12 protein-coding genes are annotated in these 12,225 nt (G+C 73.1%); 7 read left to right on the forward strand and 5 right to left on the reverse strand.

The window, feature by feature from the left end; translation table 11 throughout:
* Window positions 1-102: 102 nt before the first annotated feature.
* Genes dhaK through ACGFR9_RS28195 form a run of 3 tightly spaced genes read left to right on the forward strand, consistent with a single transcriptional unit; the run spans window position 103 to window position 2,139 of the window.
* Window positions 103-1,095, forward strand: a complete 993-nt coding sequence (gene dhaK, locus ACGFR9_RS28185; protein WP_393213632.1) for a dihydroxyacetone kinase subunit DhaK — start codon at window positions 103-105, stop codon at window positions 1,093-1,095.
* Window positions 1,096-1,130: 35 nt separating this feature from the next.
* The gene (gene dhaL, locus ACGFR9_RS28190) at window positions 1,131-1,736 is read left to right on the forward strand and encodes a dihydroxyacetone kinase subunit DhaL (RefSeq protein WP_393213635.1); all 606 of its coding nucleotides are present in this window, start codon (window positions 1,131-1,133) and stop codon (window positions 1,734-1,736) included.
* Window positions 1,729-2,139 (forward strand): PTS-dependent dihydroxyacetone kinase phosphotransferase subunit DhaM, encoded by a 411-nt coding sequence (locus ACGFR9_RS28195; RefSeq protein ID WP_393213638.1) that lies wholly within the window; start codon window positions 1,729-1,731, stop codon window positions 2,137-2,139. Before dhaL ends, ACGFR9_RS28195 begins: the two co-directional genes overlap by 8 nt.
* 57 nt (window positions 2,140-2,196) lie before the next feature.
* Here the strand turns inward: ACGFR9_RS28195 and ACGFR9_RS28200 are convergent, their stop codons facing one another.
* Window positions 2,197-2,904: a glycoside hydrolase family 75 protein gene (locus ACGFR9_RS28200; protein ID WP_393213640.1), complete on the reverse strand. Its 708-nt coding sequence runs from the start codon at window positions 2,902-2,904 to the stop codon at window positions 2,197-2,199.
* A 386-nt stretch (window positions 2,905-3,290) separates the two neighbouring features.
* On the opposite strand from ACGFR9_RS28200, the gene ACGFR9_RS28205 reads away from it, so the two are divergent.
* On the forward strand, window positions 3,291-4,277 hold the full coding sequence (locus ACGFR9_RS28205; protein WP_393213643.1) for a fibronectin type III domain-containing protein: 987 nt from the start codon (window positions 3,291-3,293) through the stop codon (window positions 4,275-4,277).
* A 169-nt stretch (window positions 4,278-4,446) separates the two neighbouring features.
* Window positions 4,447-4,980, forward strand: coding sequence for a hypothetical protein (locus ACGFR9_RS28210; protein WP_393213645.1), 534 nt, complete (start codon window positions 4,447-4,449; stop codon window positions 4,978-4,980).
* Window positions 4,981-5,087: 107 nt separating this feature from the next.
* Here ACGFR9_RS28210 and ACGFR9_RS28215 read toward each other — a convergent pair whose 3' ends face one another.
* From ACGFR9_RS28215 to ACGFR9_RS28225, 3 genes are all read right to left on the reverse strand, one after another.
* The gene (locus ACGFR9_RS28215; protein WP_393213647.1) at window positions 5,088-5,639 is read right to left on the reverse strand and encodes a PadR family transcriptional regulator; all 552 of its coding nucleotides are present in this window, start codon (window positions 5,637-5,639) and stop codon (window positions 5,088-5,090) included.
* Window positions 5,640-5,662: 23 nt separating this feature from the next.
* A complete protein-coding gene (locus ACGFR9_RS28220; RefSeq protein ID WP_393213649.1) occupies window positions 5,663-7,678 on the reverse strand; it encodes an FAD-dependent oxidoreductase in 2,016 nt (671 codons plus the stop codon).
* A gap of 94 nt (window positions 7,679-7,772) precedes the next feature.
* A complete protein-coding gene (locus ACGFR9_RS28225) occupies window positions 7,773-8,144 on the reverse strand; it encodes a hypothetical protein (protein WP_030223081.1) in 372 nt (123 codons plus the stop codon).
* 235 nt (window positions 8,145-8,379) lie between these two features.
* On the opposite strand from ACGFR9_RS28225, the gene ACGFR9_RS28230 reads away from it, so the two are divergent.
* Entirely contained in the window at window positions 8,380-10,449 is a 2,070-nt protein-coding gene (locus ACGFR9_RS28230) for a SpoIIE family protein phosphatase (RefSeq protein ID WP_393213651.1), read from the forward strand.
* A gap of 6 nt (window positions 10,450-10,455) precedes the next feature.
* On the opposite strand, the gene ACGFR9_RS28235 is transcribed toward ACGFR9_RS28230, so the two are convergent.
* Window positions 10,456-11,268 carry a putative protein N(5)-glutamine methyltransferase gene (locus ACGFR9_RS28235; RefSeq protein WP_393213654.1) on the reverse strand — a complete coding sequence of 271 codons (813 nt, stop codon included), beginning with the start codon at window positions 11,266-11,268 and terminating at the stop codon, window positions 10,456-10,458.
* Window positions 11,269-11,597: 329 nt separating this feature from the next.
* On the opposite strand from ACGFR9_RS28235, the gene ACGFR9_RS28240 reads away from it, so the two are divergent.
* Window positions 11,598-12,203 carry a sulfite oxidase-like oxidoreductase gene (locus ACGFR9_RS28240; RefSeq protein WP_393213657.1) on the forward strand — a complete coding sequence of 202 codons (606 nt, stop codon included), beginning with the start codon at window positions 11,598-11,600 and terminating at the stop codon, window positions 12,201-12,203.
* Window positions 12,204-12,225: the final 22 nt, after the last annotated feature.

Raw genomic sequence — 12,225 nt, forward strand, 5'->3', positions numbered from 1 at the left:
ACGACGGCCACGGACCACCAAGATCAAGAACGATCCATACCCGCTCTGAACAGCAAGAAAGCAGGCTGGTACCCCGCCTGCCACGCCCTCTAGGAGGCACCCATGAAGATGCTCATCAACGTCCCGGAGACCGTGGTCGCCGACGCGTTGCGCGGGATGGCCGCGGCCCATCCCGAGCTGGCGGTGGACGTGGAGAACCGGGTGATCGTACGCAAGGACGCGCCCGTCGCCGGGAAGGTGGGGCTGGTGTCCGGCGGGGGGTCCGGGCACGAACCGTTGCACGGCGGGTTCGTGGGGCCGGGGATGCTGTCGGCGGCCTGTCCCGGGGAGGTGTTCACCTCCCCGGTGCCCGACCAGATGGTGCGGGCGGCGGCGGCCGTGGACAGCGGGGCCGGGGTGCTGTTCATCGTGAAGAACTACACCGGTGACGTGCTCAACTTCGACATGGCCGCCGAGCTGGCCGAGGACGAGGGCATCCAGGTCGCGAAGGTGCTGGTGAACGACGATGTGGCGGTGACCGACAGTCTGTACACGGCCGGCCGGCGCGGCACCGGGGCGACGCTGTTCGTGGAGAAGATCGCGGGCGCGGCGGCGGACGAGGGACAGCCGCTGGAGCGGGTGGAGGCCGTCGCCCGGCAGGTCAACGAGAACTCCCGCAGTTTCGGTGTGGCGCTGAGCGCCTGCACCACGCCGGCCAAGGGCAGCCCCACCTTCGACCTTCCCGACGGGGAGCTGGAGCTGGGCGTCGGCATCCACGGCGAGCCGGGCCGGGAGCGGCGGCCGATGATGACGTCCGGTGAGATCGCCGAGGCCGCCCTCGACGCGATCCTGGACGACCTCAGCCCGCGCAGTCCCGTCCTGGTCCTGGTCAACGGCATGGGCGCGACGCCCCTGCTGGAGCTGTACGGCTTCAACGCCGAGGTGCAGCGGGTGCTCGGCGAGCGCGGGGTGCCGGTGGCCCGGGTCCTGGTCGGCAACTACGTCACCTCCCTCGACATGGCGGGCGCCTCGGTCACCCTCTGCCAGGTCGACGAGGAGCTGCTGCGGCTGTGGGACGCGCCGGTGCGGACTCCGGGGCTGCGCTGGGGTATGTGAGAAACGCCGAGGCCATGACCACACGAGGAGTTTCCTTGCTCGACGCCGACTTCTTCCACCGTTGGATGACGGTCACCGCCGCCTCCGTGGACCGTGAGGCGGAGCGGCTCACCGCGCTCGACTCACCGATCGGGGACGCCGATCACGGCAGTAACCTGCAGCGCGGGTTCCGGGCGGTGCGCGACGCGCTGGACAAGGAGCCGCCCGCCACTCCCGGGGCCGTGCTGGTCCAGGCCGGGCGGCTGCTCATCTCGACCGTGGGCGGTGCCTCAGGACCGCTCTACGGCACCCTGCTGCGCCGTACCGGCAAGGCGCTCGGGGACGCCGCCGAGGTGGACGAGGGGCAGCTGGCTCAGGCGCTGCGCGCCGGGGTGGACGCGGTACGGCAGCTCGGAGGTGCGGCGCCGGGCGACAAGACGATGATCGACGCGCTGGTGCCGGCGGTGGACGCGCTCGGCGACTCGTTCGCCGCCGCGCGGGACGCCGCCGAGGAGGGTGCCGTGGCGACGACGCCGCTGCGGGCGCGCAAGGGCAGGGCCAGCTATCTGGGCGAGCGCAGTGTCGGTCACCAGGATCCGGGGGCCACCTCGGCGGCGCTGCTGATCGCCGCGCTCATGGACGCGGAGGCCGACGGTGAGTGACGGGAAGACGGTCGGGATCGTGCTGGTGTCGCACAGCGCCGCGGTGGCCGCGTCGGTGGCGGAGCTCGCGCAGGGTCTGGCGGGCGCGGGCGGGACGGTCCCCGTGGCTCCGGCGGGCGGTACCGAAGGCGGTGGTCTCGGCACGAGCGCCGAGCTGATCGCCGCGGCGGCCGCGTCCGTGGACCGGGGGGCGGGGGTGGCCGTGCTGACCGATCTGGGCAGCGCCGTGCTCACCGTGAAGGCGCTGCTCGCCGAGGGTGACGAACTGCCCGAGCCCACCAGGCTGGTGGACGCGCCGTTCGTGGAGGGCGCGGTGGCCGCGGTGGTCACGGCCTCCACGGGCGCGGATCTGGCGGCGGTGGAGGCGGCGGCCGTGGAGGCGTACACGTACCGGAAGGTGTGAGGGGCGGGAGCTCGCGAGGCGGGACCGGCCCGGTTCCGCCTGCTTCCGCCGGCCGCCTCAGCCCGCGTCGTTCACGAACCGCCGGGCGAGGCGCTTGCCTTCCTTGACCACGGCAGCGTGGTCCTCGATGGGCGTCACCCTGCTGTTCTCGAACACGATGTAGGTGACACCCGACGGGGTGCCTCCGGCGCGCGGATCGGGGTCGACACCGAGCGAGGCGGCCAGGGCGTAGGAGCCTTCGCCGATGATGCCGGCGGGGCCGGTGTCGCCGACGACCGCGTACCGCACCCGGTCGCGGTACACGACCGCCGCGACCGATCCGCCGCGTACGCCGTGGGCCCAGTAGTTCCACCGCTCGCTGGGGGCGGGCACCACGACATAGGGCGTCCTCTCGGAACTCAGCGGACGGCCGTCGGACTGTGCGAAGGCCGTGGAGCCGGAGAAGTACGGGTCGGTGCGGGCGTTGCAGTGGCGGCCGGGACGGCCGTCGCAGTCGATGTCCATGTCGGCCTTCCAGAACACGGCGCCGCGCGTGCCGCACACCGGGACGGTGGCCCTGGCGCCCTGGTCCTTGCGGTAGCGGCCGTGGGAGACGGGGGTGCAGCCGCGCACCCCGGCCAGCAGGTCGGCGGCGGTGACGGGGGCGGCGCGCCGGGCCACCGGTGCGGTGCGGGGCGGGGGCTCGGGGACGGGGACGGGGAGCGCGGAGGGGGCCAGCAGGGCGGCTCCGGCCACGGCCAGGGTGAGCGAGGGGACTGGGGACACGGTCGAGGGGGCCTCTCGTCGGGGACGGGGACGCGCACCCACGGCACTTTGCACCATTTAGTACCGATTTCGTAACACTGCGGCCTCGACTTGGGCCGGACGGCGCACGCTCGCACCAGCGGTCGCCACAGGGGCCGGGGACCCGGGCTCCTGTCGGCCCGGGCCGTCCGGCCACCCGCACCGGCGCGGGATCTGCGACGACAGCGGTCCGCGCCACGACCCCGAACTCGCGTGTCCTGAAGGGCGGTTCGGGCCGTTCACGGCTTCAGCATACGTAACGCGGGCAAGCGCTCCGCCGGCACCCACCTCTTGATGTGGCCGCGTCAGCCGGTCATATTGGTACGGACCATCGTCGGGTGTTCTGGGCCGAGCCGGGAGGCAGAGTCGTGCGTGGCGTTCCCTCCGCCGTGTTCCCGCGTCGCCTTCTCGCGACCGCCGGGGCCCTGCTGCTGCTCGCCTCCTGCCGCTGGGGCGGCGCGGACGACGCCGGGGCCGGTGAACGCGTGCCCGGGGCGCCCACCGGTGTCACGGCCGAGGCGGGCAGCGCCACCAGCGTGCATGTCATGTGGAACACGGTCGCCGCCGAGGTGAGTCATTACGAGGTCCATCGGGGCACCACCAAAATCAGGGAAGTGCCCGGTTCCGAGCACATGGTGGATATCCCCAGGCTCCGGCCCGCGACCAGCTATGTGTTCACCATCCGGGCCCGGGACGCGGACGGGCGGCTCGGGCCGCGCAGCGAGGAGGTCCGGGCGACCACACCCGAGGCCGCCCCGGCGGACACCACCGCCCCCACTCCGCCCGGCACGCTGCGCGGCCGGGCGGCGGGGAGCCGGGCGGCCCAGTTGACCTGGTCCGCCGCGCGGGACGACCAGGGTGTGGTGTCGTACAACATCTTCCAGGGCGGAACGAAGATCCACAGTGTGGGCGGCGGCCAGACCGCCACGGTGGTGACGGGACTGCGGCCGGGCACCCGCTACTCCTTCACCGTCCGGGCCCGGGACGCGGCCGGCAACCTCTCCCCCGCCGGCGCCGCGGTCCGTCTCACCACCGGCGGCGACGCGCACGGCCGGGCCGCCGCGCCCACCGGCTTCCGGGCCACGGCCGAACGCTCCGACGGCGCCCACTACCTCGTGCTCACCTGGGTGCCGCCGCGCGTCGACGGCGTCGTCACCGAGTACGAGGTGCGGCTGGACGGCAAGGCCGCCACCTCGCTCGTCTACGGCGGTGACGCCCCGCGCGACCGGGCGACGTACCGCTTCTACGCCGGCCGGGAGAACGGGATCACCCACCGGGTGCGGATCCGGGCGAAGCTGCCGGACGGGACCTGGGGCGGCCTCTCCACGGAACGCACGGTGACGACGGGCCGCTGACGCGGTCCCACGAGGTCGACCACCAGGGGGAACGCGTCACCTGCCCGGCGGCGACCGGAGTGCGCGCCGGTGCGGCGGCCCGTTGGCTTGGCTCGTGGCAGCACGGGCGCTCCCCGACTCGGCGGCGCAAGGGATGTACCGCCGGCCGTGCCGCCGGAAGGCAGTCGACATGCGCATCTCGAAGCCACTGCTTCGCTCCGCTCCGGCCGCGGCTGCCGCCGCCGCCCTCGCACTGACCCTGGCCGGACCCGCCGTCGCGGCCGGGATCTCCGTCAGCACCACCGGGTCGACCGTCTCGGTCATCACCAGTGCGTGCACCCAGGTCAACGGCCAATGGGGCACCGCCTCACTGCTCGGCGGCGGCCAGGGAAGCTTCTCGCAGGGCCGTCAGGTGGCACTGTCGGGGAGTGCTTCGGGGCAGTCCGCCGCCTGGTCGAACGTCAGTCCGGGCACGTACACGGTGGTCGTGTTGTGCGCCAACGGCAGCACGGCGGGAACGCAGTCCGTCGTCGTCTCCACGACGCCCAGTCCCACGGTGACCCCCACGGCCTCGCCGACCCTCGGGGTGATGGGCGGCCTCGGCGGCGGTGCGACGGACTACGGCACGGTCACGCTGGTGGCGGGCGGCGCGCTGGTCGGCACGGGAATCGCCGCCACGGCCTGGTATCTGCTGCGCCGCCGCGACCGGCCGCAGCACCTGTAGGGGCGCGGGGCCCGACCTGATCCACATGGCACCCCAGACCGGCGCCGGCCGCCCTCGTATCCGACGCGCTCCGGGCGGGCGGCCGGCGTCGACTCCCCCGCCGGGGGTCACTCCCGCGCGGTGTCCGGCAGCCGGGCGAACTCGGACAGGGCGTGGTCGAGCCACTGGGTCCAGAAGGTCTCCAGGTCGATTCCGGCCCGCAGCACCAGATGCCGCAGCCGGTCCTCCGGTCCGTCCTTGCCGGGCGGGAAGTCACGCCGCTCGATCTCCCGGTACTCCGCCAACTGGCGTGCGTGCAGCTCCCGGTGGCGGCGCAGATCCTCCTCAAGGCCCTCGGTGCCGACCACGGCCGCCGCCCGCAGCCGCAGCAGCATCGCGTCGCGGTGCGGCTTGGGGTCCTGGGGAGCGGAGGTCCAGCGGGCCAGTTCCGCATTCCCGGCCGGCAGTACCTCGTACGCCTTCTTCTGCCCCCGGGCCGGCTGCTCGGAGGGGAGGGCCCGGATCAGGCCCTCCGCCTCGAGTCTGCCCAGTTCGCGATAGATCTGCTGGTGCGTCGCGGACCAGAAGTAGCCGATCGACCGGTCGAACCGGCGGGTCAGCTCCAGCCCCGACGACGGCCTTTCGAGCAGGGCGGTGAGGATCGCGTGCGGGAGTGACATGCCGTTCATCCTAGGGACGGGTGCTACAGGGCCGCCGCCAGCTCCGTGCCCTGCTTGACGGCCCGCTTGGCGTCCAGTTCGGCGGCCACGTCGGCGCCGCCGATCAGGTGGACGGAGCGTCCGGCGGCGACCAGTTCGTCGTACAGGTCGCGGCGTGGCTCCTGCCCGGTGCACAGGACGATCGTGTCGACCTCGAGGACGCTGCTCTCGCCGTCGACGGTGACATGCAGTCCGGCGTCGTCGATCCGGTCGTAGCGCACGCCCGGGACCATGGTGACGCCGCGGTGCTTGAGTTCGGTGCGGTGGATCCAGCCGGTGGTTCTGCCGAGACCGGCGCCGACCTTGGACGTCTTGCGCTGGAGCAGGTGGACGGTGCGCGGCGGGGCGGGACGCTCGGGTGCGGCGAGGCCGCCGGGCGCGCGGTAGTCGAGGTCGACGCCCCACTGGCGGAAGTAGGTCTCGGGGTTCTCGTGCGCCTTGTCGCCGCCGTCGGTGAGGTACTCGGCGACGTCGAAGCCGATGCCGCCCGCGCCGAGGATCGCCACCCGGTCGCCGACGGGGGCGCCGTCGCGGAGCACGTCGAGGTAGCCGAGGACGCTGCCGTGGTCGGCGCCGGGGATGTCGGGGACGCGCGGGGTGACGCCGGTGGCGACGACGACCTCGTCGTGTCCGGTCACGTCGTCGGCGGTGACGCGCGTGTCGAGGCGTATGTCGACGGCGAGTTCGGCGAGGCGGGTGCGGAAGTAGCGCAGGGTCTCGTCGAACTCCTGCTTGCCGGGGACCTTGCGGGCGACGTTGAGCTGGCCGCCGATCTCGCTCGCGGCGTCGAACAGGGTGACGTCGTGGCCGCGTTCGGCGGCGCTGACGGCGCAGGCGAGGCCGGCCGGGCCCGCGCCGACGACGGCTACGCGTTTGCGGTGGCGGGTCGGGGAGAGGACCAGCTCGGTCTCGTGGCAGGCGCGCGGGTTGACCAGGCAGGAGGTGATCTGCCCGCTGAAGGTGTGGTCGAGGCAGGCCTGGTTGCAGCCGATGCAGGTGTTGATCGCCTCCGGGCGGCCGTCGGCGGCCTTGGCGACGAAGTCGGGGTCGGCGAGCATGGGGCGGGCCATCGACACCATGTCCGCCGTGCCGTCGGCGAGCAGTTGCTCGGCGAGGTCGGGGGTGTTGATGCGGTTCGTCGTGACGAGCGGGACCGACACCTCGCCCATGAGGCGCTTGGTCACCCAGCTGTACGCGCCCCGGGGCACGGAGGTGGCGATGGTGGGGATGCGGGCCTCGTGCCACCCGATACCGGTGTTGATGATCGTCGCTCCGGCGGCCTCGACGGCCTTGGCGAGGGTGATCACCTCGTCCAGGGTGGAGCCGCCGGGCACCAGGTCGAGCATGGAGAGGCGGTAGACGACGATGAAGTCGTCGCCGACGGCCTCGCGCACCCGGCGGACGATCTCGACGGGGAAGCGCGTGCGGTTCTCGTAGGAGCCGCCCCAGCGGTCGGTGCGGTGGTTGGTCTGCCGGGCGATGAACTCGTTGATCAGATAGCCCTCGGAGCCCATGATCTCGACGCCGTCGTAGCCGGCCTCCCGGGCGAGGCGGGCGGCGCGCGCGTAGTCGTCGACGGTGCGCTCCACCTCGGCGTCGGTGAGCTCCCGGGGCGGGAAGGGGCTGATCGGTGCCTGGAGGGGGCTGGGGGCGACCAGGTCCTTGTGGTAGGCGTACCGGCCGAAGTGCAGGATCTGCATCGCGATGCGCCCGCCCTCGCGGTGCACGGCGGCGGTGATCACCTTGTGCCGGCCGGCCTCGGCCTCGGTGGTGAGCTTCGCGCCGCCCTCGTAGGGCCGCCCCTCGTCGTTGGGGGCGATGCCGCCGGTGACGATGAGGCCCACTCCGCCGCGGGCGCGGGCGGCGTAGAACTCGGCCATGCGGGTGAAGCCGCCCTCGGCCTCCTCCAGACCGACGTGCATGGAGCCCATGAGTACCCGGTTGGGCAGGGTGGTGAAGCCCAGGTCGAGGGGGCTCAGCAGGTGGGGGTAACGGCTCATCGGGCCCTCCGTGCGCGGTGTCGTGCCTGTATTTGTAGGGCACGCGCACCGGGTTATGCAACTAGTTGCATAAGAGACGGAGGGCACACGGGCGTCACCGGCTTTCGAGTCGTACGTGCAGCTCCTTCTCCTGGTCACCGGGGACCGTGGTCAGGTCGTGCACCGTGAACAGGGAGTCCAGGGTCGTCCGGAACCGGTCGATCGCCCAGTAGCCGCCGTGCACGTCGGCGTCGACCGACGCGGCGATCCGGGCGTCCGGACGGGCGCCCTCGCGCGCGTCGGCGACGTCGAAGGTGCCGAGCCAGACCGTCGGGCGGGTCTCGGAGAACTCCTCCGGTACGTCGTCGGCGCACCGGTCGGACGTGAAGCACGCGCACAGCGTGTCGAACACGATCCGGGCGTCGTCCTTGCTGCATCCGCTGATCTCGACCGAGACGGATTCCGGGTGCGGTCGCTCGCTGCCCATCGTGATCGCTCCTCTCATGGCCATGCCGCCCCCGCACCTCAGCAAAGCACCGGCCGCCGAAGAGCACTACCGCGCGCGGGCGCACCCACGCGGCATGCCCCGCGTGGGTGGGAGAAGCTGGAAGAAGACAAAGGGAACGGCGGACAGCCGTGCTCCCGCGCGGTGGAACGGAGGACGCGCCGGCAGGGCGACCGGGTACGGCGGGCCGTGGAAATCGGTGAAGACGGAGCGTGGGATGAGTGCAGCGGGGTCTCCCCCGGCCGACGGTGCCGGACCGGTGCGTCCCAGCGGGCTGCTCGATGTGCTGCGGGTGGCCTCGGTGGTCCTGGACGCCGAGGGACGGATCGTGCTGTGGAGCCCCCAGGCCGAGGAACTGTTCGGGTACGGCGCACAGGAGGCGCTGGGCCGGTACGCCGCCCGGATCATGGTGCACGAGCGGCATCTGGACCTTGTGTCGAAGCTGTTCGCCGAGGTCATGCGCACCGGACGGAGCTGGGCCGGGGTCTTCCCGATCCGCCGCAAGGACGGCGGCACCCGCCTGGTGGAGTTCCGCAACTCACGGCTGATGGACGACCGGGGGAAGGTGTACGCCCTCGGTCTCGCGGTGGACCAGTCGACCGTGCGGCGGCTGGAGCAGGACGTGGCCCTGTCGACCCGGGTCGTCGACCAGTCGCCCGTCGGGCTGGCCGTGCTGGACACCGAGCTGCGCTATGTGTCGGTCAATCCGGCGCTGGAGCGGATCAACGGCACACCGGCCGAGGACCATCTGGGCCGCACGGTCCGCCAGGTGCTGCCGCTGGTGGACGCCGAGGTGCTCGAGGCGGCCGCGCACCGGGTCCTGGCGACCGGCACGCCCTTCGTCGACCGGTCCACGACCGGACGTACCCCCGCCGATCCCGACAAGGAGCACGCCTGGTCGGTCTCGCTGTACCGGCTGGAGAACTCACTGGGTACGACGCTGGGCGTCGCCGTGTCGGTGGAGGACATCACCGAGCGGTACCGGGCGAACGCCGAGGCCGAGGCCGCCCGGCGGCGGCTCGCGGTGATCGCCGACGCCACGGCCCGGATCGGCACCACCCTGGACCTGGAGCGTACGGCCGGCGAGCTGGTCCACGTGGCCGTGCCGGAACTGGCCGACGAGGCCGCCGTGGACCTGCTGGACGCGGTCGTGCAGGGCCGGCGCAGCACCATCGGGCCCGCCGAGCCGGCGGTGATGCGGGCCCTGGCGGTGCGCGGGCCGGCCTCGGGCGAGGTGCTGGCGGCGGCCGATCCGCCGGGCCAGGTGACCCGGTACGCGCCGGACCGGCTGATCACCGAGTGCGTACGCACCGGGCTGCCGGTGATGGTGCCGAGGGCGAAGGGCGAGGACCTGGCCCGGATCGCCCGCAGCCCGGAGGCGGCCGCACTGCTGGCGCGGGCGGGCGTGCACTCGTATCTGGCCGTACCGCTGATCGCGCGCGGAGAGGTGCTGGGCACCGTCGATCTGACCCGCACGCGCAACCCCCGCCCCTTCGACGAGGACGATCTGCTGCTGGCGCGGGAGCTGGCCTCCCGCGCGGCGATGCAGATCGACAACGCCCGCTGGTACCAGAACGCCCGCGACACCGCCCTCACCCTGCAGCGCAGTCTGCTGCCGAGCCACCCGCCGGTGACGCGCGGCCTCGAGGTCGCCTCCCGCTACCAGCCGGCGGGCGCCACCAGTGAGGTCGGCGGTGACTGGTTCGACGTGATCCCGCTGGAGGACGGCCGGACGGCGCTGGTCGTGGGGGACGTGATGGGCAGCGGCATCGCCGCCGCGGCCACCATGGGGCGGCTGCGCACGGCGACCCGCACCCTCGCCTCCCTCGCCCTCGATCCGGCCGTCCTGCTGGAGCATCTGGACCGGATCACCGCCGACCTGGGCCAGTCGATCGCCACCTGTGTGTACGTCGTCCACGATGCCTGTGAGCGGAGGTGCACGATCGCCAACGCCGGGCATCTGCCGCCGGCCCGGCTGCGGCCCGGTCACGCACCCGAACTGCTCGAACTGCCCACCGGGGTGCCACTGGGCGTGGGCGGGGTCGGCTTCTCCACCACCGAGGTCGAGCTGGGGCCGGGTGACCGCCTGGTGCTCTACACGGACGGTCTCGTCGAGACGCGCCGGCATCCGCTGGACGAGCGCCTGGACCGGCTGCTGGCCCTGCTGGACCAGCCCGGCGACTCCCTGGAGGAGCTCTGCGACCTGCTGCTGCGCACCCTGCACGAACCCGACAACTCCGACGACGTGGCCCTGCTCATCGCCCGCGCGACACCCCCGGCCGACTGAGCGGTCCTACGAGGGTGCCGCGCCGATCACCACATGGGCCTGCCCCTCGTCGGAGGCGGCCAGCCGGGTGCGCAGTCCGGCGGCGGTGAAGGCGGCGACGGCGGCCGGGGCCTGGCGGCTGCCGGTCTCCACCAGGAGGCAGCCGCCGGGCGCGAGCCAGCCGGGGGCCTCGGCGGCTACCCTGCGCAGCACGTCGAGGCCGTCCGCGCCGCCGTCGAGCGCGACCAGCGGCTCGTGGTCGCGGGCCTCCGCGGGCAGCAGGCCGATCTCGGCGCTGGGCACGTACGGCACGTTGGCGGCGAGGATGCCGACACGGCCGCGCAGCCCGTCGGGAAGCGCCGTGAACAGGTCGCCGGTGTGAACCTGCCCGCCGAGCGCGGCGACGTTGCGGCGGGCGCAGCGCACGGCGGCCGGATCGATGTCGGCGGCGTGCAGTTCGACCGCGCCGAGCGCGGCGGCCAGGGCGGCGCCGACGGCGCCGGAGCCGCAGCACAGGTCGACGACCACACGGGCGGCGGGCGCCTGGGCGAGCGCCTGGTCGACGAGGAACTCGGTACGGCGGCGGGGGACGAAGACACCGGGTTCGACGATGATGCGCCGGCCGTGGAACTCGGCCCAGCCGACGACGAGTTCGAGGGGCAGTCCGGCCGCCCGGCGTTCGGTCATCGGGGCGATGTCCTGCGGGGCGGCAGCGGCGGAGAAGATCATCTCGGCTTCGTCCTCGGCGAAGACGCAGCCGGCGGCGCGGAGCGCGGCCACGACATCGTCACGGGACGGCGGGGGCGGGGCGGTGGAGGAAGAGGGGGACTGGGACGGCATGTGCGGCAAGAGCCTGGGCCTTTCGGGAGCCGAAGGGCGCTCTCGCGGTCACCTACAGCCGGTGGCCCGCGTCGCTTCGAGGTGAGAGCACCCGATCTGACACAGCGGTAATGGGTCTCACCTCCAGGACGTCCACCGGCCGGGACGGTCCGCGGCCGGAGGCACACAGTACCCGACGATCACCCGGGGCCGTACGGCGTTTTCGCGCCTCGGGCGACCGGGGACGCGCGGGCTGCCGTGACCGGTCCGGTGGCGCGCAGGCCGGGGTCACCGCGTACGGTTGAACACGGAAACACCTGAGCACCCGTCGCAACGGAATCACCGATCACGTGAACATCACCCGAGGCTTCACCGGCCGCCCTCGCGTGCACGACCCCGGGCTGCCGCCGGGTCAGTACGACGCGGGCGCCGACTGGCCCGTCCTGTCCGCCGAGGTCACCCCCGACCTCGCGCCCGCCGACTGGTCCTTCCGGATCGACGGGCTGGTGGCGGAGCCCCGCTCCTGGGACTGGGAGCAGGCGCACACGCTGCCTGCCTCGTCGTACGAGGGCGCCATCCACTGCGTGACGAGCTGGTCGAAGTTCGGGGTGCGGTTCGGCGGCGTTTCGCTGGACGCGTTCCTCCATGGGGTCCGGCCCCACGGGTCGGCAACACATGTGGTCGCGTATGCGCACACCGGTTACACCGCCAATCTGCCGCTCGCGGACGTGACCGGCGGCCGGGCGTGGATCGTCTGGGAGTACGACGGCCGGCCGCTGCCCGCCGAGCACGGTGGCCCGGCGCGGCTGATCGTGCCGCATCTGTACTTCTGGAAGAGCGTCAAGTGGATCGCGGGGCTGCGGCTCCTCGACCACGACGAGCCGGGTTTCTGGGAGGGCAACGGCTATCACGAGCGGGGCAATCCCTGGGAGGAGCAGCGGTACTCCGGTGACTGAGCAGATCTTGGGGCGCATGCCC

It is taken from the genome of Streptomyces sp. NPDC048584, from assembly GCF_043199595.1.
GTDB classification, from domain to species: domain Bacteria; phylum Actinomycetota; class Actinomycetes; order Streptomycetales; family Streptomycetaceae; genus Streptomyces; species Streptomyces edwardsiae.